Source organism: Leptolyngbya sp. DQ-M1, assembly GCF_039962505.1.
Lineage (GTDB): Bacteria > Cyanobacteriota > Cyanobacteriia > Leptolyngbyales > Leptolyngbyaceae > Leptolyngbya.
Map to the genome: position 1 here is coordinate 323,735 of NZ_JAMPLJ010000001.1, position 26,749 is coordinate 350,483.

The window sequence follows — 26,749 nt, forward strand, 5'->3', positions numbered from 1 at the left end:
CATCGCTTTTTTACGATCGACCCTTCTCATAACGGTTATGCGTATTGCTTTATTTACAGAAACGTTTCTGCCAAAAGTTGATGGAATTGTTACTCGGTTAAAACACACCGTTGACCACCTGCAAAGACAGGGCAACGAAGTGTTGATCTTCTCGCCCGATGGGGGTTTAACCGAGTACAAAGGCGCAAAAATTTATGGTGTTTCAGGATTTCCGTTACCGTTGTATCCAGAGTTGAAGTTAGCATTGCCGCGACCTGCGATCGGTGATCAACTTTCACACTTCAAACCCGATCTGATTCATATTGTGAATCCTGCGGTTTTAGGATTGGCAGGACTGTTTTACAGCAAGGTTCTCAACATCCCATTGATCGCGTCTTATCACACGCACTTACCGGAATATCTTCATCACTACGGTTTGGGGGCATTAGAGGGCGTTCTGTGGGAATTGCTCAAAGCTGGACATAATCAAGCTGAAATCAATCTCTGCACTTCAACCGCAATGATGCAGGCCTTGACAGATCACGGAATTGAACGGGTCAATCTTTGGCAGCGTGGCGTGGATACGGAGACGTTTCAGCCGCATTTTGCGAACCTGGAAATGCGATCGCGCCTCTCACAAGGTCATCCTGAAGCGCCATTGTTGCTCTATGTCGGGCGGTTATCTGCGGAGAAAGAGGTCGATCGCATCAAAGCCGTTCTCGAATCGATTCCGAATGCACGATTAGCCTTAGTCGGTGATGGCCCAAATCGCCAACCGTTAGAGCAACACTTTGCAGGCACCAATACAAATTTTGTCGGATATCTTGCAGGTCAAGAACTGGCATCTGCATTTGCCTCTGCAGATGCGTTTGTGTTTCCGTCTCGAACTGAAACGCTTGGACTTGTTTTACTTGAAGCAATGGCGGCAGGCTGTCCAGTGGTGGCAGCTCGATCGGGCGGCATTCCCGATATTGTCGAAGATGGCGTGAATGGCTATCTCTTCGATCCGACTGATGAGAAGGGCGCGATCGTCGCCACGCAGCATCTGTTATCGCGCACCGAAGAACGCGAGAAGCTGAGACAGAATGCTCGCGCTGAAGCAGAGCGCTGGAGTTGGTCAGCCGCAACGAAACAATTGCAGAACTACTATGAAGATGTGTTATCAAAAGCTGCGATCGCGGCTGTGCGATAATCGACTTTGCCAAAAAACGCCACAATGGAACAGACCTTATTGGTAAATTGTTGTGCCCTCAGAGTTAGAAACCGCCCCGATTGATAGCCCTTGGAAACAAGGTGATCTGATCGAAGTGACGATCACAGATTTAAGCGATCGGGGCGATGGTGTTGGACGATCCGGATCGCGAGTGGTGTTTGTGCCGGACACGGTGACGGGCGATCGGGCGATCGTCCGATTGATGCACGTCAAGCCGAATTACGCTCATGCAAAGATACATGAACTGCTCGAAGAGTCTCCGTATGGAGTGCGTCCGAGTTGCATTGTGGCGGATAAGTGTGGCGGATGTCAGTGGCAGCACGTCGAGTATGAATATCAGCGCACGGCGAAACGCAATCAGGTTGTGCAAGCGTTAGAGCGGATCGGGGGATTCGAGGGAGTTGCAATTGATGAAGTTCTTAACGTCAGCGAGCCTCTGCACTATCGCAATAAAGCAACTTATCCGCTAGGGATATCGCAGCATCGACAAGTACAAGCCGGGTATTACCAGAAAGGAACGCATCAAATTGTGAATCTGAATCAATGCCCGATTCAGGATGAACGATTGAATCCGTTCTTGGCTGAGGTGAAACACGATATTCAGCAGCAAGGTTGGCGGGTTTATGATGAGAAGTATCATCGGGGACAAGTGCGGCATTTAGCCTTGAGAATCGGACAGCGTACAGGTGAAGTGCTGTTAACGATGGTGACGGCTGATCCAGAATTACCAAATCTAGAAGCTCAAGCGCAGGAATGGCTACAACGGTACCCAGATCTTGTAGGAGTGTCGATCAATGTGCAGCCCGATCGCACAAACGCCATCTTTGGGGCAGAAACCCATTGCATTGCGGGGCAACCGTTTCTCAGTGAGCAATTTGCTGGATTAACCTTTCACATTCGACCGGATACATTTTTCCAAGTTCATACCGAGCAAGCAGAAGCATTGTTAACGACAATCTTGGATGAGTTGAACTTACAAGGGGATGAAACCTTTATTGATCTGTACTGCGGAATTGGCACGATGACTTTACCGATCGCACAGCGCGTCAAAACTGCGATCGGAATCGAAATTCAGCCCGAAGCGATCGAGCAAGCGCAGCAGAACGCAGCATTAAATGGAATTGGAAATGTCAGCTTTGAGGTCGGCTCGGTTGAAAAAGCTTTGCGCACCCTCTCCCTTCACCCTGATTTAGTCATGCTCGATCCGCCCCGAAAAGGCTGTGATGCTAGCGTTTTAGAAACGTTACGCCTTCAGAAACCAAAGCAAATCGTTTACGTCAGTTGTAACCCTGCAACTCTTGCACGCGATCTAAAGGTGCTGTGTGCAGGTAATATGTATCAACTGAAGCGGGTGCAGCCTGCGGACTTTTTTCCGCAGACCGCTCACGTCGAATGTGCAGCTTTCTTGAAACGGGTGGATGAGTAAATGCAATTCAAGGATCTAGTCGAAAAGTTAGGTAAATCGGTCATCAGCTACAGTGCCACACCAAGTTTAGACATTACAGGTGTAAGCCCGATCGCCGATGCCACTCCCAACACTTTGACTTATGCAGAAAGCACAAAATATACGGCGCAGCTTCAATCGACAAAAGCGACTGCCGTAATTTTGCCTGCTAACAAAACCTTACAGGCGATCGCCACCGAGCGCGATTTAGCCTGGATTGTTGTCTCTCAGCCGCGTTTTGCGTTTGCCCAAGCGATCGCGCTGTTTTACCAACCCTTCAAACCTTCGCCTAAGATTCATCCAACTGCTGTGATCGATCCATCGGCTCAGATTGGCGAAGGTGTTGCGATCGGTGCTCATGTGGTGATTGAATCCGGCGTTAAAGTTGGTAATCATGCCTGCATTCACCCCAATGTTGTCATTTATCCGGGGGCAAGTATTGGCGATCGTACGGTACTTCATGCCAACTGCACGATTCACGAACGGAGTCAAATCGGTGCAGATTGCGTGATTCATGCTGGGGCAGTGATTGGATCAGAAGGGTTTGGGTTTGTGCCGACTCGTGAAGGCTGGCTGAAAATGGAGCAATCCGGCTACACGGTGCTAGAAGATGGAGTCGAGGTTGGGTGTAATTCCGCGATCGATCGTCCTGCCGTCGGTGTAACCCGGATTGGGCGCAACACCAAGCTTGACAACTTTGTTCAAGTTGGGCATGGTGTGAAAGTCGGTGAAGCTTGTGCGTTTGCGGCTCAAGTTGGCATTGCCGGCGGATCGACGATCGGTAATCGGGTGATTCTGGGTGGACAGTCTGGAGTTGCGAACGAAGCCAAGATGGGCGACGGCTCGATCGCGTCGGCAAAAGCAGGCGTTCATGCGAACGTGAAACCTGGTGCAATCATGTCAGGCTATCCTGCGGTGGAGCATAAAATCTATCTCAAATCTTCAGCGATTTACAGCCGTTTATATGAGATGTATCAAGCCATCAAACAGATTCAGAAACGCTTAGATGATCAGTAGTGTGAACAGCTAAGATAATACATTTTGCAATTCTGCAAGTCACTCTTGCACAATGCGGTAGTAATCAGGAATGAAACGGAATGACGAATAGCGGCAATAATACGATCGACAACCCAATCCAAACCGTATAACTCTTTTCTGGTAAAGGTTCCGATTCATCTAATAACGCATCAATTCGCTCATTCAGTCGAGTTTGAGGCTTCGAATCGTTTAGCGCCGCCATCCAGGGTTCGGATTCAACTTGCGAGGCAGAAACGATCGATAACAACGCTTCCGCAAGTAGCAATCCATCGGTTCGCTGTGCAGCCCAGCGATCGGCGCGGAGTTCCCTCAGCAAAATTAACTCTTGCCAAAGGGCTTCGGTGTTTGGCAACCAGGCAGTTAAACGGCGCAACCCACCCAGCCAGAAAAACCAGAACGTATCGCGATAATGACGATGTGCTTCTTCATGCGTTAGCGCCACTTGTAAATGCGCTTCGTCTAGCGTGTCTAGAAGTCCATCACTGATCACTAACTCAGGATTCCAGAAACCGATTTGAGCAATGAATGGAGTTGAGCTTTTTAGTAATCGCGCGGGTGTTGACAAGATAATTTCTTGCGGCAACTGGTCGATTTCTTTCAGCGATCGCCCTGCCTGCCTTGCCAACTGCATCATCAAAACAACGCCAAGACCCAAAAATCCGATCGCAATTCCATAACTCCCCCAGCCTTCCCAAGTTTGTACCATTTGACCGCGAGGCCCCATGCACAAAATCGCGATCGCGCTTGTGATTAACAGAAGCGGCGAAAATAAAAATACACCTAACGCCATTTGCCAACGGGTATTCCAGTCTGAAGCACTCGTTTTCCAGGCAAGCCGAAACGCGATCGCCACGCTAACGGAAATGAGCAATAAAGTGAAGTGCATAATTATTTCTCCCGTGCTTGACGAACTGCCTTGAGGCGTTGCGCGATCGCGTCAAGCTGATCACAACTCGCTTGATCCAAACTATCTGCAAATGCCGCAACCACATCCGGATTAGTCACCGCTAAAAATTGATTCAGTTGCTCCATTGCCTGAATTGCTCTTGCCTCAGATTGCGAGACGATCGCCGACCAAGTAAACGATCGATTCTGCTTGTTACAGGTTAACCAGCCTTTTTTCACCAATCGATTCAGAACCGTCGTGACTGAAGTGTAAGCCAGTTCTCGATCGGGGTCAGCCAGAATGAGATCGTGAACGTCCTTTACCGTAACCATTTCGAGTTCCCAAACGATGCGAAGAATCTCAGCTTCTAAGGGGCCTAGCGAGAGTTGTTTTGGGCGGTATTCTGGAAGCGGAGCCATGGGTTAAGCAGGTGTGGATCGCATTTGATTGTACTGTCTGCGATCGCTCAGATTCAACTATCCTAAAAGTCGCAGTGATTTCTTCAAAGTTATGGCAATTCGCATCGGCAACGGTTACGACATTCATCGCCTTGTCAGTGGACGAGATTTGATCCTTGGCGGCATCAAGATCGAACATGAAACCGGGTTGCTGGGTCACAGTGATGCGGACGTTTTGACTCACGCGATCATGGATGCAATGCTTGGGGCACTGAGTCTAGGCGACATCGGGCATTATTTCCCACCGACTGACCCAAAATGGGCAGGAGCCGACAGCATTGTTTTACTTGAACAAGTGCATCAATTAATTCAAGACAAAGGCTGGAAAATCGGCAACATCGATTCGGTGATTGTGGCAGAACGCCCGAAACTGAAGCCGCACATTGAAGCAATGCGATCGCGTCTCGCCACCGCTCTGAATCTCCCTCCAGATTGCGTCGGAGTCAAAGCCACCACGAACGAAAAAATGGATGCCGTCGGGCAGGAAGATGCGATCGTCGCTCACGCCGTAGTGCTGCTGGAACAAGCCTGAGTTAAGAAACGAAACGTGAACCTGCGATCGACCCCATCCACCCTTTACAATGACTGAGGGAATTACTTTGATTCTCATAAACAAAAGTTCTACTACGGTCTAGGTCATTTTCGACCCTAGCTTCTCGACCCACTGGGAATTCAACAGTTGGCGGGTTACTTACTATAACAATGATCATTCCTGACTCAGTCCTGGAGACGCTGCTGAAGGCGCTTCCCCAGGTGCGACCTCAAATCTACTTCAAGTCTTCCCTCACTGCCTTGTCGCACGCGATGGAAGACCAGGTTTTAGCAGGCAATGATCATCCGCTTGTAATCGCGAGTTTTCAGCGGGAGCGTTTTTATCGGCAAGAAGCCCATCGGTATCTGAGAATCTCTGATCGTACCGATCAAGTCTATGTGCTTGCGGCTCCAGAAACCGATTTTGCCAATCGCTCCGAGCATTACGAAACGATCGCCTTTGAGCCGGAAGATGCGCTGAGTCAGGAGTGGCATCTCATTGTTGTCAGCGAACAGTACGCCGCTTGTTTGATTTGCCGAGAGCGCGATCTCAGTGCAGAAAATCAGTCCATTGCGCCACTGCACGTCGATCAAGCCCGACGATTTGAAGGAATTTGGACATTCGATCGCGCTGTGGTTCACAAATCGGCTGAGATTCTGCTGAATCGAATTCTGCAATATCGCCCAGAGCTACAAAGCAAAATTGCTCCAGTGCTGGTGCGAATTGCCGCGAGTTCAACCTCCAATATTAACCAAGTTGATCCGGCTCCGTTTGCCGATCGCTTAGTCACCTACTTGCAAGCGGGACAGTATAAACTCGCAAAAGCTTACCGCTCGATTGCAGAAAAAGAGCGCAAAGAACGCTTGGTGAATTCAATTACGGCAGCAGTGCGACGATCGCTTGATCCGCATGAAATTCTCAATGTTGCAGCAGAAGAACTCGGAAAAGTGTTAGGTGCCGGACGCTGTTTAATTTATCGCTGCAAATCAACCGATGCTTCTGCGATTTTGCAGCACGAATATTTACTCGATTCGGTTCCTTCGCTTGCAGGTCGGACTTGGACACTGCATGGCAATCCGTTGTTTGAAGAAGTTGTGCAGCGCCAAGAAGCAGTCTTTATCGAAGACACTCAAACCGATGCAAGATTGGCGATGATCAAAGATGGCGATCGCACGCTGCAAGCCTTAACTCAGGAATGGGATGTTCGATCGTGGCTGATGGTTCCGGTGCTGCATCAGAATCAGCTTTTGGGCATGGTCGAACTGCACTATTGCGGCACGACTCCGCACGTTCTAGAGCGCGATGAAGTCGCCATGATCGAAGCGATCGCCACTCAAGTCGGAGTGGCTTTGATTCAAGCCGAATCGTTTGCCAATCTAGAAGATCTCAATCAGCAGCTAGAAGCGCTCGATCGCACCCGCAGCAATTTGATTGCCATTACCGGGCACGAACTTCGTACCCCGCTTTCGACCATTCAAGTGTGTCTCGAAAGCCTTGCCAGCGAACCCGATATGTCTCCCGACCTGCGGCAAGTGATGCTCAATTCCGCCCTAGCCGACGGAGAACGAATGCGGAAGCTGATTCAAGACTTTCTCACGTTGTCGCGGCTTGAAAGCGGACGAGTGGAGTGGAGAATGGAACCGTTGCCGCTTTGGGAATGTGTTGATCTCGCTCTCAGCAGTCTGCAAGCCCGCAGAATGGCAACTCCACTGCCGCAAATTGTTACCCAGATTTCCACCGAACTGCCGCTGGTTCAAGTCGATGGTGAATGGCTAGTCGAAGTTCTCACCAAACTACTCGATAATGCCTGCAAGTTTACGGATGCTGGGGGCAGAGTCACCATTCGAGCGAAGCGTAGCAGCGACACCATGCTTGAAGTGATGGTCGCAGATACTGGACGCGGCATCGAAGAAAATCGGCTAGAAACGGTGTTCGATCGCTTCTACCAAGAAGAAGGCGCACTGAGGCGTACCACAGGCGGAACCGGTCTCGGACTTGCCATCTGTCGCCAAATTATCGCCAACTGGGGCGGACGCATCTGGGCAGAATCGAGCGGCAAAGATCGCGGCAGTGAGTTTCACTTTACGATTCCGATCGTGCCCGTGGGAGAGTCTAAGCGATCCGCTCAGAGAAAAAGAACGCGATCGAGAGATTAAATGCCCGAAATGCAAAATGCCGCATGATAATTGGCACGGTTTTGCTGTGCCTCCTACCCAAAAGTTTAGAATTTTCTACGCTTAAACCTGGAAAAATTCGTACCTATTAACAACTGTTACGGAATCGTTAAAGCTGTAAACGTGCGGTGATACGATGCCTAAAACGTTTAGAGCGAGACCCTATGTCAGAAACTCTTACTGGACAAGCACCTTTGTTCGGTGGCAGTACAGGTGGACTGCTAACCAAAGCCCTAATAGAAGAGAAATACGCCATCACCTGGAGCAGTCCCAAAGAGCAAGTCTTTGAAATGCCCATGAGTGGTGCAGCAACGATGCGTCAAGGCGACAATCTACTGTATTTAGCCCGCAAGGAACACTGCCTAGCTTTGGGTGGACAACTTCGCACGAAGTTCAAGATCACCAACTACAAGGTCTATCGCATTTTCCCGAACGGCGAAATTCAGTACCTGCACCCGAATGATGGCGTTTTCCCTGAAAGGGTAAATCCTGGTCGTGTTGCAGTCAATAGCGTTCCGCGCAACATCGGAGCGAACTATGAGCCTGCCAAGTTGAAGTTTAGCGGTCGTAAACCCTACGATCCTTAAGCCTCGATCGTCTCGAATTGTGCTTTTAGGAGCCGAATTTTAGCCTTCTTGGTTAAAGTTTGGCTCCTCTTGTTTCGAGTAAGAAATTCAGTCTGTATAGTCATCAGTAAAAGAAAGCTTGTATCCTAACTGTACGATCGTTCTAAGTTGCTATGATTTCTCCCGATTTTTCTCAATTCAAGGAACTCGCACAGCAAGGTAATTTTGTCCCCGTTTATCAAGAATGGGTCGCTGATTTGGATACGCCCGTTTCTGCATGGTATCGCGTGTGCGATGGGCAGCCTTATAGCTTTTTGCTGGAGTCGGTCGAAGGCGGAGAAACGATCGGGCGCTACAGTTTCTTAGGGTGTGATCCGCTGTGGGTTTTGGAAGCGAGGGGCGATCGCACCACCCAAACTCACCGAGACGGAACTCAGAGAGTGTTTGAAGGCGATCCGTTTGCGACACTATCTGAATGTTTAGCGCCTTATCAGCCGGTAAAACTACCTGAATTGCCGTCAGGAATTGGCGGACTGTTCGGATTTTGGGGATATGAACTGATCAACTGGATTGAACCGCGTGTTCCAATCTATCAGGCAACCGAAGAGGATTTGCCCGATGGATTGTGGATGCAGATTGATCAGGTGTTGATTTTTGATCAGGTGAAGCGGAAGATTTGGGCGATCGCGTATGCAGATTTGCGCGATCCAAACACTGATTTAGAAGCAGCGTATCAGCAAGCCTGCGATCGCGTCACGCAATTAGTCAATAAGCTCAAATCGCCGCTTCCTGAGAAAACTCGATTGCTTTCCTGGAAGCCACCTGCAAATAATGATTCATCAATCACGTGGACAAGCAACACCACAAAAGAACAATTCTGCGCCAACGTCGAAACTGCCAAAGCGCACATCAAAGCGGGTGATATTTTTCAGGTTGTGATTTCACAACGGCTGAATTCGGAATTTGTCGGAGAGCCGTTTGCACTGTATCGATCGCTGCGATTAATCAATCCCTCGCCCTATATGGCGTATTTCCACTTCAACAATTGGCAGATTATTGGATCGAGTCCAGAAGTCTTGGTTAAAGCCGAGCGATCGAGCGATCCGACTCAGCCGAAAATTGCCACAGTGCGACCGATCGCGGGAACTCGTAAACGCGGCAAAACTCACGCAGAAGATCTCGCTCTAGAACAAGATTTACTGGCTGATCCCAAAGAAGTGGCAGAGCATGTGATGTTAGTCGATTTAGGACGCAATGATTTAGGGCGCGTCTGCATCAACGGAACGGTGAAAGTCGATGAATTGATGGTGATCGAGCGTTATTCTCATGTGATGCACATTGTCAGTAACGTCGTCGGAGAGTTATCACCCGATAAAACCGCGTGGGATTTGCTCAAAGCAGGATTTCCAGCCGGAACAGTGAGCGGTGCGCCGAAGATTCGAGCAATGGAGATTATTCACAATTTAGAACCTTGTCGGCGCGGGGTGTATTCGGGCGCGTATGGGTACTACGACTTTGAGGGGCAACTGAATAGCGCGATCGCTATTCGGACGATGGTGGTGCGCGATCGAGGTGATGGTAAACACACAGTTCAGGTACAAGCAGGAGCCGGACTGGTGGCGGATTCTGTACCCGAAAGTGAGTATCAAGAAACGCTAAATAAAGCGCGGGGGCTTTTAGAGGCAATTCGCTGCTTACAAGAGTGAGTCCCTTAGATGCAGTAAATGCAATTTATATTCTATGCTGAGGCGTTTCGGCGAAACGCCCTAATCGAGTCATGGAAAGGCACCATTTGCAACATTCATTGCTTGAGTTGCTATAACGAAGCAAAGAGTTGATGCCATTTCAGCCCTAGAGACGAGGATGAAGAAGATCCTACGTAAGGTTTATGCCACAGGTAGTACAACAGGGAGGAGGATTTACGACTATTTTTAAAGCACAATAAAATTGACTATCTCTATGTGGATTTGTAATTAAGCACCGCTCCAACACTGGTGCGGCGCATTGATGTATTTCTATGCAATTTTGATATTCTCTAAATACTGTGGGGGTTTTTTCATATGAATGACATTCGGATTACGCTGATTGAGGATCATGACTTAACCAGGGTGGGAATGAAGACCGCGTTACAGCAACGCCCAGGGTTTGAAGTCGTGGGAGAAGCAGCGAATGGAACCGATGGATTGAAAATGCTGACGAATTTGAAGCCGGATGTTGCGATCGTAGATATTGGCTTGCCCGATATCGATGGCGTAGAACTGACGCGCCGTTTCCGTCAAGCGCAAGCTGAGATGGAAGATCACCCCAATACAAAAGTTCTTATTTTAACGCTACAAGATCACGAAGATACAGTTCTAGCAGCGTTTGCGGCGGGTGCAGACTCGTACTGCATGAAAGATGTCAGTTTAGATCAGTTGGTCGAGGCGTTGCGCGTCACCCAAGAAGGAAACTCCTGGATCGATCCGGCGATCGCTCGTGTGGTGCTGCGTCAAACTCAGTCAACCGCGCCTCAAACTGCGGCTCAATCTGAAGCTCAACAGGTCGCCATTACCGCAACCGAGCCAGAATATAACCAAATTATTGAGGCGTATCCATTAACAGAGCGGGAATTAGAAGTATTGCAGTTGATTGTGGATGGTTGTAGCAATGCTGCGATCGCTGAAAAGCTTTATATCACGGTGGGAACAGTGAAGACGCACGTTCGGAACATTCTGAATAAGCTGTGTGCGGATGATCGAACCCAGGCGGCGGTGAGGGCGTTGCGATCGGGATTAGTCGGCTAGACGATCGCGCAACTGCTGCACAAATGTTTGATGTTCTTGAGAATTCAATCCCTGCTGCAAAACTGCCATGACTTGCAGCATTTCACCGTTGAGCAGGGAGTCGATCGCCAGCCACAATCCCGGAAACGTTTGACTCCGAATGATTCCGGTTTCGTCTGGTAATAGCGGAACATATTCATCGTCTTGCAGCGCAAACCAATCGAGCTTGTTTTCAAACATTTGCCAGACGAGATATTCTCGGACTCCGTTGCGCCGATACGCCTTTTTCTTATCGCCTAAATCGTAAGCGGCACTACTGGCGGCGATTTCTGCGATCAGTTCGGGTGCGCCTTCGAGATAGTCATCGCTTGAAATTCGCACTTGTCCACCGAATTCAGGTTCGATAAATAAGGCGATATCAGGTTGCGGCTCATTGTCTAAATCGAGCCGGACAGTGGTGTTATCCGCCAAAGCAGTCCCGATCGTGGCAATCTGATAGTTGCCCAGCCAGACCATTAACCGGGCATGGGGTTGACCATGACTTCTAAAGCGGAGTGCGGCTGGCATATAGACAATTCCTTCGATCAGTTCGGCTTTTTTGATGTGGGGTGCAGCCGTATAACGCCGCTCAAATTCGGCGCGAGACAAACGATCGCCATTCTCCAAGGGCGGGACAGAGCGGTTTGATTTCGAGGATTGAATCACCATAGTTTGAGATTAATCGATCGCAGTTAAGGCGCGATCGCCGATCGGGAGAATCTTGCGCTTCATTCCGGTCAAGTTATCGAATCGAATCGCCAAAGTCGCTTTATTACCACTACCGAAGATATTAGTAATTTCTCCGATTCCGAATTGACTGTGCATGACGCGATCACCGATGCTCCAATCGGTTTCGGTACTCTGAATCACAGGGGCGGGTTTGGCGGCAGGCTTGGTGGTGTATTTGGCTGGGATCGCGGCTTTGGTGTTGCTATCCATCAATTCGCGAGGCATTTCTCCCAGGAATAGCGAGGGACTGGCGGGTTCGCGATTTCCGTATAACCGACGTTCGCGGGCGTGAGAAAGGAATAGGCGTTCTTGAGCGCGGGTGATGCCGACGTAACAGAGGCGGCGTTCTTCTTCGATCGCGGCGGGATCATCGAGTGATCGATAACTCGGAAATAAGCCTTGTTCTAAACCGACTAGAAAGACGATCGGAAATTCTAACCCTTTCGAGGAGTGCAGCGTCATCAAAGAAACTTTGGTTGTTTCTTCTTGTACGTCGTCTAAATCCGAAGCGAGAGACGCGCTGGCGAGGAAACCGATCAGGCTCTTATCGTCTTCGTTTTCTTCCTCAAATTGCAGCACAGCGTTATACAACTCTTGAACGTTCTGCAAGCGGTCTTCGGCTTCGTCTGTGCCTTGAGATTTTAGATCGGCGATGTACCCAGAGTCTTCGAGCACACCTTGTACCAGTTCTGAAGCGCTCACTGCGTCGAGCTGCGATCGCCATTTCTGAATGATCTGAGCAAACTGAATCACGCCTCTCGAAGACCGACCCGCTAGAGTTTTGATCGAGTTTTCATCGCTGAGAATTTCCCACAAAGGAACACCGAGTCCGATCGAAGCTTTCTGTAGAGATTCGATCGTGGTTTTTCCGACTCCGCGACGAGGTGTATTAATCACGCGCAAGAGGCTAACGGTATCAGAAGGATTGGCGATCGCTCTCAAATACGCAAGCACATCCTTGATTTCTTTCCGGTCATAGAATCGCAGACCACCCACGACCTTATAAGGTACACCCCAACGCACCAAAATTTCTTCAAACGCCCGTGATTGAGCATTGGTTCGATAGAGAATCGCAAATTTACCCCAATGCAAATCGGAGTTCATCGCTTCGAGTCGCCGCATTTGTTGAACGACAAATTCTGCTTCGTCGATTTCATCCTGAGCGCGGTAGCAGAAATTCGGTTCACCTTGTCCGCGAGTCGGTTTAAGGATTTTATCAATGCGTTCGGTGTTGTTTTCGATCAGTTCGTTCGCGAGTTGCAGGATATTTTCGGTCGATCGATAGTTCTCTTCGAGCTTCACCATTGTCCGGGTGTCATCATCGGGCAAGCTATCCCCAAAGTCTTGCTGAAAGCCCATCAGAATTGTGAAGTCTGCCATGCGGAACGAGTAGATCGACTGATCGGCATCGCCCACCACAAAGACCGATCGATGTTCCCACTCGTTAAATCGATTCGGGGGTTCTCCATTCGTCACTAATAACTGAATCAGATCGTACTGAGTGCGATTGGTATCTTGATATTCATCTACCAAGATATGTCTGAAGCGTTTATGCCAGTATGCGCGGATCTGTTCATTCTGACGAAAGAGTTGTACTGGAATCCAGATTAAATCATCGAAATCAACAGCATTGTTTTCAGCGAGTTTATCCTGATAAACGCTATAGACGTTTGCAATCACTTTGCCTTTGAAGTTCGATTGCTCTTTTTCATAATCTCGCGGCGATAAACCTTTATTTTTGGCGTTGCTGATTGCATATCGAACCGATCGCGGATCGAATTTCTTTTCATCAATATTCAATTGATTAATGATGATATCTTTCACCAAGCTTTGAGCATCGGACTCATCAAAAATCGAAAACGATCGCGTCCACTTCCGTCCTTTTTCATCCTGGAACTTTTCGATATCAAAGCGAAGAATTCGACAGCAAAGCGCGTGAAATGTGCCAATCCAGAGATCTTTGGTGATGGTTTTGTAGACGTGCGATCGCAATTTCGTCTGAACATGACCGGGCAGCGATTCGAGCGGCTTGCCATGTTCGCTTAATGCCTCCTGCTCGGCAAACAACCGTTCGATCCGGTCTTTCATTTCCCGCGCCGCTTTATTCGTAAATGTCACCGCCAGAATATTTTCTGGATCGACGCGATGTTTCAGCACCAGATTGGCGATGCGATACGTCAATGCTCTTGTCTTGCCTGAACCCGCGCCAGCAATCACCAGCAAAGGGCCACAAAAATGCTGAACGGCTTGCCTTTGGGACGGATTAAGATGGCTGAGAAAATCAACAGTCATAGGTTAGACGATCGCACAAATCTACTCCATAGATAGGGTATCGTATCTCAGCTTGGAACGTGGCAAAAGAAATAGTACGTATCACCGCCCAAGTCCGAATTGTGTATCCATCATAGAAAAAATTGGACAACGCACTGCACACACTGTAGTAGTGAAGATGTAAGTAGTGCTCAAGATGTAATGATGGAGAAGTAAAGTTTCTGGCTATTGCCAAGACTGTGAACGACAGTTTGCGGAACAGCCATTTCAATCACTGCCTCGATCGGGAAGTCGATCGCTGCCGCATAAGCACGTAGCCCTAACTGGACTTTTCTGGCAAAGTGTTCAAGATAATTTCTGTCGCTTCCGGTGTTAGATGTTCTACTTGCATTGGCTTCTAAACAGAGTTTCTAATGCGATCGCTTGAGCCGCTTGCATTTGCCCGTAGCTGAATACATAAGGGACATCCGGCGGCAAACTGGGAAGAAAGCGATCGAGAACATAAGGACTGCCGTAAACTGCGATCGCACAAAGTTGATTTGTATTTAATAGAAACGTAAACCAATCTTCTGCCGCTTGAGTTAATCCAGCGATTCCACGAAAGGGATTACCCCGGATAAATAATTGCAATACAGTTGGAACTTGAGCGCGATTATTTGGAGCAATGTAAGGGGTATGCTGATCGATAATCTGAGTCTCTGTCAATCCAAATTGAGCGGGAAATGCGATCGCAGGAGCGGTTCGACCCAGGAAATCACAATCCAGAATGCTATCGACAATGACTAGATTGCGACCCACACCGGAAAGCGAATCTAAGCGAGAAGAATTTGGATGATGCGATGCCTTTGGCACAGGCGAACGTGACCGCATCGAATGACGCAGCAATTTAGCATTGATTGAAAGTGCATCTGGCTGAGCAATTTTCGAGGTTAATTCAATCGTTTCTAAAATGGGTTCGGGCGGATTTTCCCAAGCGTGACCTTCTTCAGATGGAATTGTGACTGCACAAGCTTTTTGTTTAGCTCTCCAGAGTCTTTCAACCGAAGATTGGATGCGATCGTGACTAATCCGCCCGCTTTCTACGGCTTCACAAACGGCTGTAATTGCCTTTTCTGGCTCTAATGGCATCAATAAAATATCTGCGCCTGCTTCGACTGCCAGAACACAAGCTTCCTCGGTTCCATATCGATTGGCGATCGCGCCCATCACTAAAGCATCGGTGACAATCAAGCCTTCAAATTCAAGATTCCGTCTCAACTCATTTGTAAGAACCTTTGGAGAAAGCGTTGCAGGATAGTTCGGATCAAGCGCGGGAATTTGAAGGTGAGCGCTCATTACAACATCGACACCTGCTGAGATTGCGGCTCTAAAAGGCGGAAGTTCAATTTGTTCTAGGCGATCGCGATTATGCGGAATTACAGGTAATTCGAGGTGAGAATCGGTCTCCGTATCACCATGCCCCGGAAAATGTTTTGCAGTGGTTAAAATCGGGTGCTGGTGTGCGCCTCGGATAAAAGCTTTTGCCAGTTCGCCAACAATCTCTGGAGTTTCGCCAAAAGCCCGGACATTGATCACGGGATTGTCAGGATTGTTGTTGACATCCACCGTGGGAGAAAGCAGCCAATTCAAGCCGATCGCTAAACTTTCTGCTGCCGTAATTCGCCCCATTTGTTCAGCATAGTGACACGCAAGAGTGAGATCCCGTTTGGCAATTTCTGCGATCGCCATTGGCGGTGGAAACCAAGTTGCCCCCGAAAACCGCTGCCCAACTCCTTCCTCAACATCCGCACAAATCAAGAGCGGAATCGATGCCCAAGCTTGCAACTGCTGCGTTCTGAGCGCAATTTCTCCCACACTCGCACCCAGGAGAATCACACCCCCCACGCCCCACTCCCTAATCCAACCCTCTAACGTCGCCGCAGGTGGCTCCCAGACCGGATACTGAATCTCATGGTCAAACAGAAAGCCCGAAGCCCTCACGACCACCATTTGAGCCACTTGCTGACGCAGCGTTAACTCATCAAGATTCGGGAGAAACGTCTTCATCGGGGAACTCTTTGCGCTCTTGGCTGAGGCGATTGATTAACCCTAGAACTTTATCACCCCGCTCTAGCGATCGATCCTCAATAAAGATAACTTCAGGCGTTCTCCGTAAGCGAATTCGCTGTCCTAATTCGCTGCGAACATAGCCTGTCGCGGACTTTAAGCCTGCCATCGTTTCGGCTTTGGCTTCTTCGTCACCATAGATGCTGACAAAGATTTTGGCGTGCTGCAAATCCCCGGATACATCAACATCGGTGACGCTCACCATTCCGGTTCCTACGCGATCGTCTTTGATGCCATTCAACAGCATTTGACTCACTTCGCGCCGGATAGATTCTGCGACACGAGCCATTCTTCGATCTGTCGCCATACAATTCCTTCCTACCTACAAAATTCCATTCTATTAAAGCGGATCTAAACCGAGCATTGCTTTGAGGGTGAAAGAAACAAAGGCAAGTCCACCGACAAGAACACCAACCAGCGCGATCGCGGTTACAGGGCGTTTGAACAGCGGCACGAGCGGCGCAGCAGCATTCAGGAATATGCCAAGAATGACACCGATTACAAACTTGGGGTATTTAGAAACGGTGTTCCAAAGGTCTTGAATCATAAGGGTTATTTTCTAAACTCCATTCCATCATATCGAGATCAGAGATCAATTACGAAACCTGATCAGAGTGTCATTTTTATAATACGAATACTGATCAGATCAAATGTATTTTAGGTGTTAAATAAAAACATGATTACTCAAGTACAGTCCCCAGGGTTACCACGCCCATTTATTAAGTGGGCAGGCGGAAAAAACCAGCTAATTTCGCAGTACGTTTCCTATTTCCCGAAACGTTACCAGAATTACTATGAGCCGTTTGTCGGAGGTGGAGCAATTTTCTTTCATCTCCAGCCCGCAACATCATTATTGATTGATATTAATCTTGAGCTAGTCAATGTCTATCGGTGTGTGCGCGATCAGGTGGAAGAGTTGATCGATCGCTTAGAGCAACATCATCAGCAACATTGCCCAGAGCATTACTACCAAGTCCGCGCTCAAATCACCGCCTCAGACGATTGGTTTTATGCCGGTAATAATGTCGATCGCGCTGCAAGACTGATTTATCTGAATAAAACTTGCTTTAACGGACTGTACCGTGAGAACTCCAAAGGGCATTTTAATGTGCCGATCGGCAGTTACAAAAAGCCTGGGATTTATGATCCAGAGGTGCTTCGAGCGGACTCGATCGCGCTATCGAACGCGCAAATTGAACCTGGATCATTTGATCAAGTGCTGCAATATGCTTGTAGTTCAGAAGACTTTGTTTACTTTGATCCACCTTACTATCCGATTAGCCCAACCAGTAACTTCACTGCTTACAATCGCTATTCGTTCAGCGAAGATCAGCAGGTGCAATTGCGCGATGTGATGACAGAGTTAAGCGATCGAGGCGTACAAGTCATGTTGTCGAACTCAGATTGTCCATTCGTTCGTGAACTGTACAAAGGATTCAACATTTATACGATTTATGCCACGCGCAACATTAACTGCAATGCAGAGAAGCGCGGAAAAATCACAGAAGTGCTCGTGACAAATTACTGTCTTGACTTGGACTGATTAGAGAAACGTATTCACTCTAAGGGAATTTGAGCTTTACTGGTATGGAAATTCGCTACTTAGTTCCATGCGTTATTCTGCTCGCGTCCTGTTCTCAGACTCGGTGGTTTGATCGAGCAGAGCAGATGCAGCAATACTTTGTGAAACGAATTCCAGTAGGAACATCAGTAGAGCAGGCGCGTCAAGCTCTTAAATCTGAGGGATTTAATGTCATCACAAGTATTAATCAACCGTTTCAAGAAGAAGGGAAAAAATTTAACTATTTAGATGGGCAGAGAATTGACGGCTTTATATTTGTGCGAATGTGGAACGTTTTCGTTTTTTTTGAGGAAAATACAGTAGTCAAGATAGTTGTTGAGACAAGAGAGGTAGGTCCGTAAACACTTTACCTATTCAGGCTGACAAAAGTTACAATCCCTCATAAGAAAGACGGAATCCGATCGCAATCTCTCTAGCATTCACGTAGTTGATCGCACCGAAGAACCGCTATGCGAATTCATCATCTAAACTGTGGCTGTATGTGTCCGGTGGGTGGAGCCTTGTTCGATGGCTTCAGTCGAGGCTTGACTTCCCATCTTGTCTGTCACTGTTTGCTGATTGAAACAAATCAAGGACTTGTTCTAATCGATACGGGCTTTGGGTTGCGCGATATTCAAGCTCCCTCACATCGGCTGAGTCCGTTTTTTATTGCACTTAATAACATTCAATTCGATCGTAAATACAGTGCGATCGACCAAATCGAAAAGCTGGGATTCTCGCCCCAAGATGTCCGTCACATTGTCCTGACTCATCTCGACTTTGATCATGCGGGAGGTCTAGAAGACTTTCCTAACGCAACAGTTCATGTCATGCAGAGTGAGATTGATGCGGTACGGAATCGGGAAGGCTTTATTGCGCGTCGCCGCTATCGTCCGGAACAATGGGATGAGGTTAAGTCCTGGAAATTCTACACAGCAAATGGTGAACCCTGGTTTGGATTTGAAGCCGTTCGAGAGTTAGAAGGACTACCCCCAGAGATCTTGTTTATTCCGTTAGTCGGACATACACCTGGTCATGCAGGAATTGCTATCGAAACCTCCGACGGTTGGCTCCTACATGCGGGAGATGCTTACTTCTATCGCGACGAGATGAAACCGAATCCGAAATGCACACCGGGATTAAAAGCGTATCAATGGATGATGGAAGTCGATCGCAATGCCAGATTGCTCAATCAAGATCGTCTCCGCAAACTATCCCTGAATCATGGCGACGAGGTTCGCCTATTTTGCAGCCATGATGCGAGCGAGTACAAGACCTTTGCAGAACAACGATCGCTAAACCTGAGTGCAAGTTAAGCCCAAGTGAACAAAGCAATGCTACTGCGATTCCTCGCTTGCAAAATTTATTTGCCTTAGATACTGCGATCGACAAGGAGATCCCCAGCAAACGGATTGAGTCGGCATCGACTTCAGCACGGTACTCCGCGCTCCGATCACTGCGTTTGAACCAATCTGCACCCCAGGCGCGATAAAGCAATCTGTCGCAATCCAAACCCCGTGACCGATCTCGATCGGACGGGTCTCTAACTTAAACGCTGAATCGCTGACATTATGACTTCCTGTACATAGATAGCTTTTTTGGGAAATAACACAGTGATTTCCAATTGAGATACGATCGAGACTGTAAAGTACAACATCATCACCAATCCAACTGTAATCGCCGATTTCGACTTTCCAGGGATAAATGAATCGCGCAGTTGGGCGAATTAAAACGCCTTGACCGATCTTGGCTCCAAACCATCGCAGCACCAAACATCGAAGCGAATTGAGCGGATGGGGAGTTATGGGAAAGACGATCGCTTGCACCAGCCACCAGAACAAAACATACCAACCTGGACGACCTCGATCAAACCAGGACTGATCATAATCGCGTAGATCAACCAGTGAGGGAGCGTGAATGTCGATCGGAGACTCTCGAATCGGCATCATGATTCTGGCTGTGCGATCGAAGGTTTAACTGGCTGTGGGGTGTTCAGCGTCCCGCCAAACTGCTGCAACTCAAACAACTTCACGCCAATTTGAAACTCATACTGGCTGAGTAACCGTGCATAGATATACCCCGCTTTTCCATCTAGAAATCCCAGCCGAAACACATAAGCCAACAAAAACCGCAATGTCGGCTTAAACGGTAATCTCACCCAAATTCGCTTCAAAAAGCGCTTGCGCTGCACCGAATCTCCAAGCAAATTTGCCCCGATCGTGCCATCTTCCCCCTGACCTGTGAGCAAGTTGAGATACACTTTCGCTTCCCAGTTCGAGTAGCGATTATGCCGTTCTAGCCAGTGATACAGATCTTTGAAGTCGATGTGCAGCATATCGTTTTTCAGATACCCGACTTTGCCGGATAGCACAACGTGTTCATGAACTTCGTTATCTCCGGTGTTCCGAATGGCTTCGGTACTGAGATTTTCATAACGTCCTTTTTTATGTTGAAACAATCTCAGGTTCCAGTCTGGATACTTGCCACCATGCCGAATCCATTGCCCCAAAAAGAACACTTTGCGATTGAGATAATATCCCTCAAACTCCGGGTTCTGAATTGCTGCTGCGATCTCATCCCACAATTCCGGCGTAATTCGCTCATCACAATCAACAATTAACACCCATTCGTTGCGAAACGGTAAGTTGTCCAGTGACCAATTCTTCTTCTTGGGCCAGCGTCCATTAAAGTGAAACTGAACAACTGTTGCCCCATAGCTTTCTGCAATTGCAATGGAGCGATCGCTACTTTGTGAATCAACAACGAAGACTTCATCTGCTCTGGCGACACTTTCGAGACAAGCAGGCAAATTTGCTTCTTCATTACGAGCAGGAATCAGAACTGAAACGGGAAGTTTTGAAAGGGTCATAATCGGCATCTAGGGAAGAAATGCTATAGCTACAATTTGCTATGACTGCTTCAGTATTCCCATTCTGTTGAAGACCATACCGAAGGATTTAGCTTCTAGTAGACGATCGCACCGATCAAACAACACAAAAGATCGGAGTCAGCTAAACCCCGATCTTTCATCAAAAAATAGATAGAGTGAGATAAAACTCTAGCTGCTCGACTTATCCACACTCAAACGGTAATCAGTCTTGGGGAAGGGCAACTTCACAACCTGCTCAAACAAAGCTTCATACTGAGTTAAAGCTTGCTCGAATGAATAGCGCTCGATCGCGTGCTGTCGCCCTTGTCTTCCCAGCCGCGCCGCAAGCTCCGGATCGTGATACAGCGCTAAAATTTGCTCTGCTAAAGCTTCTGGATTTTCTGGCTCTACAACAACTCCACCGCGGCTTTTCTCGATTGCGCTTGCCGCACTCCCTGTACTGGGAACTGCAGCAACGATCGCCCGTCCACTGGCAAGAAGTACCTGAGTTTTCGAGGGCATATTAAACGAAACTACATTGCGCTTCTGCACAATCAACCCCACATCTGCAGCTGCCAGCATTTCAGGCAGTTTCTCTCGCGGTTGAAACGGCAAGAGCTTCACATTATCGACACCCTGTAGCTCACAATGCTGCTTGAGTTGTTCGATCGCTTTTGGCTCTCCCACAATTGCAAAAGCAATGTCTGAAACATGGCGCAATTGGGCAGCGGCATCAATCACAGTCTCTAAACCCTGTGTCAATGCAATATTTCCGGCATACAAAACTACAAACTTTCCATCCAGTCCATGTTCGCTCCGAAAGGCATTATTGCTCTTAGGCAGGGGACGAATAAAGCTAGTATCAACCCAATTTGGAATGCAGGTAAGCTTACTGGATGGGACTCCTTTGTTTTCTAGATTTTCAACAAATCCATCCGCAATCACACTGATGGTGTGGGCGGTGCGATAAGCAAACTTCTCTAAAGCTTCAAATACCCGAATCATCGTTTTATTTTTCAACAGCCCGACCTGTACCGCCGCTTCTGGCAGAATATCCTGCACATTGAGAACGATCGGGCAGTTGTGAAGCCAGCTCAAAAGCGCTGCCGGAACACAGACCGGAAGTGGCGGAACCGTGAGAAGAATCACATCCGGTCGCCAGCCTCGCAGCGCTTGCAGGAAGCTAGTCAAGACAAAGCTACTATCAAGCAGCAGTCGATCGAGCAGGTTTGGCTTGGGTTTAACCCACATATAGCTGCGCTGAATGACCACTCCGTTGCATTCTTCTGTCATGTAGAGCTTGCCTCGATAGCCCTCATAAATCTGGCGTTGCGGATAGTTCGGCATCCCAGTGATCACTCGGACTTGATGCCCCCGTCTGACCAATCCCTCAGCCAGTTCGGTCATCAGAGGTGCAATTCCAATCGGTTCAGGATGATAGTTATAGGAATAGATCAAAACACGCATAGCTTAGTGAACCCAAACGGCAATGGTCGCGATGAAGAACTCAGCCGTCAAGCGTTCAGAAGCCACAGATGACTTGAACCTGTTCGATATTTAGAATGTGCTAGGGGTCACATGCAGAAAATCCTGCGATCGAGGTCAGGAAACGGAGTCCTGTGAGTTCTGGGCTGAACGTTTGTAGCAAATCAGGGACGCTAGGTCTAGGTTGCCCAGAAAACACTCGTCTTTACATTGCTTTGCTGGAAAATGCTAAATTTCGTTTTTCTGCTCGATGTGATTGAAATAACAAGCTTTTATCCCAGATCTTCCACAGACTGATCATTCTGGGGCTCTGGTGGACAAACAATCGAAAATAAAGCAGCATAATCGAGATCAGATAAATTTTGAGCGATCGCACTTTGCAAAATCTCTCGAACTCCCTCAACGGAAGCAACATTCAGGTTCGCCGATTGTGCCGCTTCAACAAACAGATTGATGTCTTTTTGCAAATGCTTTGTCGGGAAATTGGGGTTTTCAAAGTCTCGATCGAGCATTCGTTGTAATTTCTTATCAAAAGTCGGCGCGTACAAAGCACTCTGCCGCAGAATTTGCATAAACGCTTCGACCTCGACATTCTGCCGCAAGACTAAACCTAAACTCACGGCAAAAGCACTGGTTAATGATCCAATGAGTTGATTTAAGGCAAGCTTCACCGTCGAAGCCGAACCCACTGTCCCTAGTAAAACCGGATTTTCACCAAGCGTTTGCAGCAGCGATCGCCATTGTTCAAACTGCTCGACTTCCGCACCCACCATCACGATCAATTTGCCGGATCGCGCCTCTGGAATACTTCCAAGCACCGGCGCCTCTAGGTAACTTCCACCCGCAACGACAACTCGATCGCGAATGGATTGACTCTCATCGGGCGCGATCGTACTCATTTGAATCACGGTGCGCCCTTGCAGAACCGCTTGATCCGATAGCAAGGTTTGTTCGATCGCTTCAGCATTCGTGAGCATCAAAATTACACAGTCAGAAGCCGCGATTGCCTGCGAGCTAGAAGTGGCGATCGTCGCTCCCACCAAGGATTCTAACTTTGCAGCAGTGCGATTGTAGGCAGTGACAGAATGACCGGCGGTTATTAGCCGCTGTGCCATCGGTAAACCCATTAACCCTGTGCCAATAAATCCGATCTTCGCCATTGCTCCGCTCCAGACAATTCTTTTCACAGTCTAGAGGGAAACGATCTATTGAATTGTTTTCATGATGAACTCAGCGATTTCAAGCAGTTCTGCTTTGTTGAACGACTCTACTAACGATCGGGCAGCGGCTCTCGGCTCTAATGAAATTGTGATTTGGGGCTTTGCCGCGGGCGTAACCGACGCGGGAGGCTTTGCAGGTTGAGTAGGCGGACTGACTAAATTCTTCAGGTTCGGACTGATTGCAATGCGGTTAGCGCCGCCTGTGAGCAGAAAATCACTCGCTTGCTTTAGATCCTTAATCACCACTGGGGCAAGCGTGGCATAGCTATTTTTGGAATTTGCGATCGCCCGTTGCGCCGTCTGCAACAACAGTACCCAGGCTGGAGTCGTGCTGCTCACTTGGATTAGGCGATTGCATAAAGCGATCAACTGCTGCCGACTCTTCTGAGAATCGCCCTGCTTAAACAGTTGCAGCATCGCCTTAAGGACTGCGGTAATCTGGGCTGCAACGCCTTGCGGTAAAGTTGAGGCTTTCGGCGCAGCGCTTCTCCCGGCAATTAGAGTGCTGAGATAGGCTTGGAGTTCTCGAAACGTGGGTTCTGCGGCGGAAACGGCTTGCTGTGCCTCTTCTTCTCGCAGTCCAAACGGGCTTTGAAGCGCTTCGATCAGTTCTTTGAGCGTGTCAAATCCTTTGAGAAACAAATCTTCAAGGCGCTGATCGATTCTAACGGGATGCTCTTTGAGAATTTTGAAGCAATCCTCGAAATGGTGAGCGGTTCTCTGGATACCATCAAAGCCCAGCATTGCAGCCCCGCCTTTCACCGAGTGAGCTGCCCGAAATAGCTCATTCACTCGCTCTGAATCTGCCATCGTTGCAGCAAGATCGACCAAGCCCTGTTCGATCGTGTCTAAATGTTCTTTTGCTTCTTCAATGAAATAGCCAAGAATCTGCTGTTGCTTAACCGTTTGCACCGCCCTGCTCCTGAAGTGACAAATTCACAAGACCGGGAAAGTTTGCCCTGTGTTCTGAGTGTTCCCAAAGGCGGTAAGAATTCACGGCAAAAATAGGCTAAATTGCTTTTAACGCAAATCTTTGCTGCAATTTCGTCAAAAGCTGTTTTAATATCAACTTTCCGCTTGCAGTATTGAAATGTTTTAACCGACGTGACTTTAATCCGGCACAACGCTGAGAATAACCTGAGAGTTGAGGGGACAGTTAGACAAAACTGAGTTTTCGACGGTAAAGTAAAGCAACTTCAGCGGTCTAGAATTGAGAGTCAAGCAAGTGTTTCTATGCAACAGCCGAATCTATTAGAACTCGCAAAGCAAGGTGAACCGGCTGCGATCGCAGCGTTGATGAATGCGGTATTGTCCCCAAAAGGCATCACAGCGCAGGCGGGTTTGGATGAGGACTGTTTGTGGGTGTGTTTGGAGTCGCAGAAGCCACTCAATCAAGAAACACTCGTCACCTTTATTCAAAAGGGGCTATTAGAGTTAGGGAATGATTCAATCCGATCGGTACGGGCACAAGCGAAAAAGATCGGAGAAGATCACTTCGCTTGGACACGGGAGTTTTCGCTGCGATCGCCTGAATTATCTGCTCCGGTCGTAACGGCTCCGGTTGCAATCTCAACTCTGCCGGATGCTGAACTAGAGGCTTCTGTTGCGACGCTGGATGCTCCAACTGAATCGCAACCTCTAGTTGAAGAAGCAACTCCTGAAGTCGAATCTCCGGTTGCAGCGGCGATCGCTGAAGTCCAACCTCCGGTTGTAGAGGCTACCCCTGAAGCTCAACCGATAATTGCAGAAGCGATCGGAGAAGAGGAAGAACTCGAAGAGCCGCTCTCGTTGCGGGGCTGGCTAAAAACGCGGTGGCGAGTGTACGCGATTCCGGTTGCGCTCGTCGTGGTTGCGGGATTTGTCGCAGGCGGGACGACAGCATTTTGGTCAACCGCAAAAAGTCAGTCTCAAGGATCACAGGGAACCGCCAGCAAGCCGCCTAACGATGCTGCGCTGGAGCGGCAAAAGGAAGCGGAAAGCTATCTCAAAGCGATGATCGCTGCACAGGAGAAATTTTATCAGCGGAATAACCGATTCGCTCGCAGCTTAGAGGAGCTAGAGCGATCGGCAAATGTGATTTCTCAGAGCTACAGCTACGCGTATCGCCTGCGCGTCGGCACTGATTCTGTGATTACGGCTGTACCCCGTGAGGCTGGTTTACATAGCTATATTGGAGTTGTCAGGGTAGCTGCATCGGGAGCTGAGAGTTTAATCTGTCAATCACTCAAGCCGTCGGTGCAAGCTCCTGAAAAGCCAGCCGCGACCAAAGGCAAAAAAACCGCCTGTGCTGCACGATCGCAGAAACTCTAATTCATCAGCGCTTGGGCTTGCGGAAACGTGGTGAAAATAAACACTGCAACGGTTAATACTGCCAAAACGCCTTGAGCTAAGTTACCCACCACAGAACCTACGACAATGCCGAGTCCCGCTTTGATTGCGATCATGGCATCTTTGCAGTAGAGAAATTCACCGACGATCGCCCCGACAAGCGGGCCAAAAAACAGACCCACAATTAATCCCGGAAGTCCACCGATCGGCAAAGCGGGCAGAAATCCAAGAATTCCGAGAATAAATCCGACGACTGAGCCGATTTGCCCCCAGTTGCTAGCTCCCGCTTTCTTGGCTCCCCAGTACGTCGCCAGAAAATCAATTCCAAAGCTCAGTAAAAAGACGACACTCCCAATAATGAGAGCGACTGTCACATCTGAAAATCCTCGAACTGCGCCCCAAATCACGATCGCGACGAGAATTAAGCTGGTTCCCGGAATACCCGGCACGACTGCGCCAACGATTCCAACCAGCATGGCGATCACCAAGACACAATACAGAGCAAACATGTACAGAGCAGGCATTCCAGCGTCCTTTAAGTTAAGTGAAGGGTTGTCATTAACGTAGCGTATCGTGAGGGCTGAATTATCGCCAGTAGGGTTTTCCTTTCCAAAATAGACCGATGATCATCCCCATTGCCGAATTAAAGTTCACACCAGGCGTAAGCAGTTGCGGGAAAACCGCATCGGGTAACAACGATCGCAGCCACAACCCGAACAGCAAACAAGGAACCAATGCCCACAAAATCGCATTGGTAATCACAATTCGGCGGAACCACCGTTCTGTAATCGCGACTGCCAGCGCTCCGACTCCCACAGCCGCCCCTAAAAAGACGATCACGGCAAACGGGGACTCTAGCAGTTGAACAATCATTGAGCGCAGCGCTGGAATTGCAGCCACTTGGAACAATAACCAATCCAATAGAATCGTAAAGCCGATCGTAATCAGCGCCACTTGCATCAATTCAGTCCAGGGTAAGTATTTCAGGGGACGCAAAGGATTGAACATCGGGGTTTAATTTAGAGAGTTAAACTACAACAGCCAGTAGGCACTTTTGACTCAAGTTAGCGTCATTCGATTAGAGTTGCT

At 48.5% G+C, this 26,749-nt stretch carries 26 protein-coding genes; 12 read left to right on the forward strand and 14 right to left on the reverse strand.

Annotated features, from left to right (window positions below; translation table 11 throughout):
* Positions 1-37 precede the first annotated feature (37 nt).
* From NC981_RS01540 to lpxD, 3 genes are read left to right on the forward strand one after another with little or no spacing between them, the layout of a single operon-like run.
* The gene (locus NC981_RS01540) at positions 38-1,171 is read left to right on the forward strand and encodes a glycosyltransferase family 1 protein (RefSeq protein ID WP_348241253.1); all 1,134 of its coding nucleotides are present in this window, start codon (positions 38-40) and stop codon (positions 1,169-1,171) included.
* A gap of 52 nt (positions 1,172-1,223) precedes the next feature.
* Positions 1,224-2,618, forward strand: coding sequence for a 23S rRNA (uracil(1939)-C(5))-methyltransferase RlmD (rlmD, locus tag NC981_RS01545; RefSeq protein ID WP_348241254.1), 1,395 nt, complete (start codon positions 1,224-1,226; stop codon positions 2,616-2,618).
* A complete protein-coding gene (gene lpxD / locus NC981_RS01550) occupies positions 2,619-3,653 on the forward strand; it encodes a UDP-3-O-(3-hydroxymyristoyl)glucosamine N-acyltransferase (RefSeq protein WP_348241255.1) in 1,035 nt (344 codons plus the stop codon).
* Between the two features lie 64 nt (positions 3,654-3,717).
* Here lpxD and NC981_RS01555 read toward each other — a convergent pair whose 3' ends face one another.
* Both NC981_RS01555 and NC981_RS01560 read right to left on the reverse strand, forming a co-directional pair.
* A complete protein-coding gene (locus tag NC981_RS01555; RefSeq protein WP_348241256.1) occupies positions 3,718-4,560 on the reverse strand; it encodes a M56 family metallopeptidase in 843 nt (280 codons plus the stop codon).
* A gap of 2 nt (positions 4,561-4,562) precedes the next feature.
* Complete coding sequence (locus NC981_RS01560) at positions 4,563-4,979, reverse strand: BlaI/MecI/CopY family transcriptional regulator (protein ID WP_348241257.1); 417 nt, start codon at positions 4,977-4,979, stop codon at positions 4,563-4,565.
* A 91-nt stretch (positions 4,980-5,070) separates the two neighbouring features.
* Between NC981_RS01560 and ispF the strand changes: the two genes are divergently transcribed.
* From ispF to NC981_RS01585, 5 genes are all read left to right on the forward strand, one after another.
* Positions 5,071-5,550: a 2-C-methyl-D-erythritol 2,4-cyclodiphosphate synthase gene (gene ispF / locus NC981_RS01565; protein WP_190378156.1), complete on the forward strand. Its 480-nt coding sequence runs from the start codon at positions 5,071-5,073 to the stop codon at positions 5,548-5,550.
* A gap of 170 nt (positions 5,551-5,720) precedes the next feature.
* A complete protein-coding gene (locus NC981_RS01570; RefSeq protein WP_348241258.1) occupies positions 5,721-7,706 on the forward strand; it encodes a DICT sensory domain-containing protein in 1,986 nt (661 codons plus the stop codon).
* 182 nt (positions 7,707-7,888) lie between these two features.
* The gene (locus tag NC981_RS01575; RefSeq protein WP_190378154.1) at positions 7,889-8,311 is read left to right on the forward strand and encodes a photosystem I reaction center subunit II PsaD; all 423 of its coding nucleotides are present in this window, start codon (positions 7,889-7,891) and stop codon (positions 8,309-8,311) included.
* A 152-nt stretch (positions 8,312-8,463) separates the two neighbouring features.
* A complete protein-coding gene (gene trpE, locus NC981_RS01580) occupies positions 8,464-9,996 on the forward strand; it encodes an anthranilate synthase component I (protein ID WP_348241259.1) in 1,533 nt (510 codons plus the stop codon).
* Positions 9,997-10,350: 354 nt separating this feature from the next.
* On the forward strand, positions 10,351-11,073 hold the full coding sequence (locus tag NC981_RS01585) for a response regulator transcription factor (protein ID WP_190378152.1): 723 nt from the start codon (positions 10,351-10,353) through the stop codon (positions 11,071-11,073).
* Here NC981_RS01585 and NC981_RS01590 read toward each other — a convergent pair.
* From NC981_RS01590 to NC981_RS01610, 5 genes are all read right to left on the reverse strand, one after another.
* On the reverse strand, positions 11,062-11,760 hold the full coding sequence (locus tag NC981_RS01590) for a Uma2 family endonuclease (protein ID WP_348241260.1): 699 nt from the start codon (positions 11,758-11,760) through the stop codon (positions 11,062-11,064). The two genes, NC981_RS01585 and NC981_RS01590, sit on opposite strands and share 12 nt — an antisense overlap.
* Positions 11,761-11,769: 9 nt before the next feature.
* Positions 11,770-14,112, reverse strand: coding sequence for a DNA helicase PcrA (gene pcrA / locus NC981_RS01595; RefSeq protein WP_348241261.1), 2,343 nt, complete (start codon positions 14,110-14,112; stop codon positions 11,770-11,772).
* 360 nt (positions 14,113-14,472) lie between these two features.
* Positions 14,473-16,137, reverse strand: a complete 1,665-nt coding sequence (locus tag NC981_RS01600; RefSeq protein WP_348241262.1) for a glycoside hydrolase family 3 N-terminal domain-containing protein — start codon at positions 16,135-16,137, stop codon at positions 14,473-14,475.
* The gene (gene rbfA / locus NC981_RS01605) at positions 16,112-16,504 is read right to left on the reverse strand and encodes a 30S ribosome-binding factor RbfA (protein WP_190378148.1); all 393 of its coding nucleotides are present in this window, start codon (positions 16,502-16,504) and stop codon (positions 16,112-16,114) included. Before rbfA ends, NC981_RS01600 begins: the two co-directional genes overlap by 26 nt.
* Before the next feature lie 33 nt (positions 16,505-16,537).
* Positions 16,538-16,744 (reverse strand): DUF751 family protein, encoded by a 207-nt coding sequence (locus NC981_RS01610; protein ID WP_190378147.1) that lies wholly within the window; start codon positions 16,742-16,744, stop codon positions 16,538-16,540.
* 129 nt (positions 16,745-16,873) lie between these two features.
* On the opposite strand from NC981_RS01610, the gene NC981_RS01615 reads away from it, so the two are divergent.
* The 3 genes from NC981_RS01615 to NC981_RS01625 all read left to right on the forward strand — a co-directional run bounded on the left by NC981_RS01615 (position 16,874) and on the right by NC981_RS01625 (position 19,074).
* Complete coding sequence (locus NC981_RS01615) at positions 16,874-17,740, forward strand: DNA adenine methylase (RefSeq protein WP_348241263.1); 867 nt, start codon at positions 16,874-16,876, stop codon at positions 17,738-17,740.
* A 125-nt stretch (positions 17,741-17,865) separates the two neighbouring features.
* A complete protein-coding gene (locus NC981_RS01620; RefSeq protein ID WP_348241264.1) occupies positions 17,866-18,120 on the forward strand; it encodes a hypothetical protein in 255 nt (84 codons plus the stop codon).
* A 108-nt stretch (positions 18,121-18,228) separates the two neighbouring features.
* On the forward strand, positions 18,229-19,074 hold the full coding sequence (locus NC981_RS01625) for an MBL fold metallo-hydrolase (protein ID WP_348241265.1): 846 nt from the start codon (positions 18,229-18,231) through the stop codon (positions 19,072-19,074).
* 21 nt (positions 19,075-19,095) lie between these two features.
* On the opposite strand, the gene hpsU is transcribed toward NC981_RS01625, so the two are convergent.
* From hpsU to NC981_RS01650, 5 genes are all read right to left on the reverse strand, one after another.
* Complete coding sequence (gene hpsU, locus NC981_RS01630) at positions 19,096-19,707, reverse strand: hormogonium polysaccharide biosynthesis acetyltransferase HpsU (RefSeq protein WP_348241266.1); 612 nt, start codon at positions 19,705-19,707, stop codon at positions 19,096-19,098.
* The gene (locus NC981_RS01635) at positions 19,704-20,627 is read right to left on the reverse strand and encodes a glycosyltransferase family 2 protein (protein ID WP_348241267.1); all 924 of its coding nucleotides are present in this window, start codon (positions 20,625-20,627) and stop codon (positions 19,704-19,706) included. Before NC981_RS01635 ends, hpsU begins: the two co-directional genes overlap by 4 nt.
* 189 nt (positions 20,628-20,816) lie before the next feature.
* On the reverse strand, positions 20,817-22,094 hold the full coding sequence (locus tag NC981_RS01640) for a glycosyltransferase family 4 protein (RefSeq protein ID WP_190378141.1): 1,278 nt from the start codon (positions 22,092-22,094) through the stop codon (positions 20,817-20,819).
* 290 nt (positions 22,095-22,384) lie between these two features.
* Positions 22,385-23,272 (reverse strand): NAD(P)-dependent oxidoreductase, encoded by an 888-nt coding sequence (locus NC981_RS01645; RefSeq protein WP_348241268.1) that lies wholly within the window; start codon positions 23,270-23,272, stop codon positions 22,385-22,387.
* A gap of 45 nt (positions 23,273-23,317) precedes the next feature.
* Positions 23,318-24,244 (reverse strand): Hpt domain-containing protein, encoded by a 927-nt coding sequence (locus NC981_RS01650; protein ID WP_190378140.1) that lies wholly within the window; start codon positions 24,242-24,244, stop codon positions 23,318-23,320.
* Positions 24,245-24,565: 321 nt separating this feature from the next.
* On the opposite strand from NC981_RS01650, the gene NC981_RS01655 reads away from it, so the two are divergent.
* On the forward strand, positions 24,566-25,642 hold the full coding sequence (locus tag NC981_RS01655) for a type IV pilin-like G/H family protein (protein WP_348241269.1): 1,077 nt from the start codon (positions 24,566-24,568) through the stop codon (positions 25,640-25,642).
* On the opposite strand, the gene NC981_RS01660 is transcribed toward NC981_RS01655, so the two are convergent.
* On the reverse strand, positions 25,639-26,169 hold the full coding sequence (locus NC981_RS01660; RefSeq protein ID WP_190378169.1) for a DUF456 family protein: 531 nt from the start codon (positions 26,167-26,169) through the stop codon (positions 25,639-25,641). The two genes, NC981_RS01655 and NC981_RS01660, sit on opposite strands and share 4 nt — an antisense overlap.
* Before the next feature lie 76 nt (positions 26,170-26,245).
* Positions 26,246-26,668, reverse strand: coding sequence for a peptide chain release factor 1 (locus NC981_RS01665; RefSeq protein WP_348241270.1), 423 nt, complete (start codon positions 26,666-26,668; stop codon positions 26,246-26,248).
* Between the last annotated feature and the right edge of the window lie 81 nt (positions 26,669-26,749).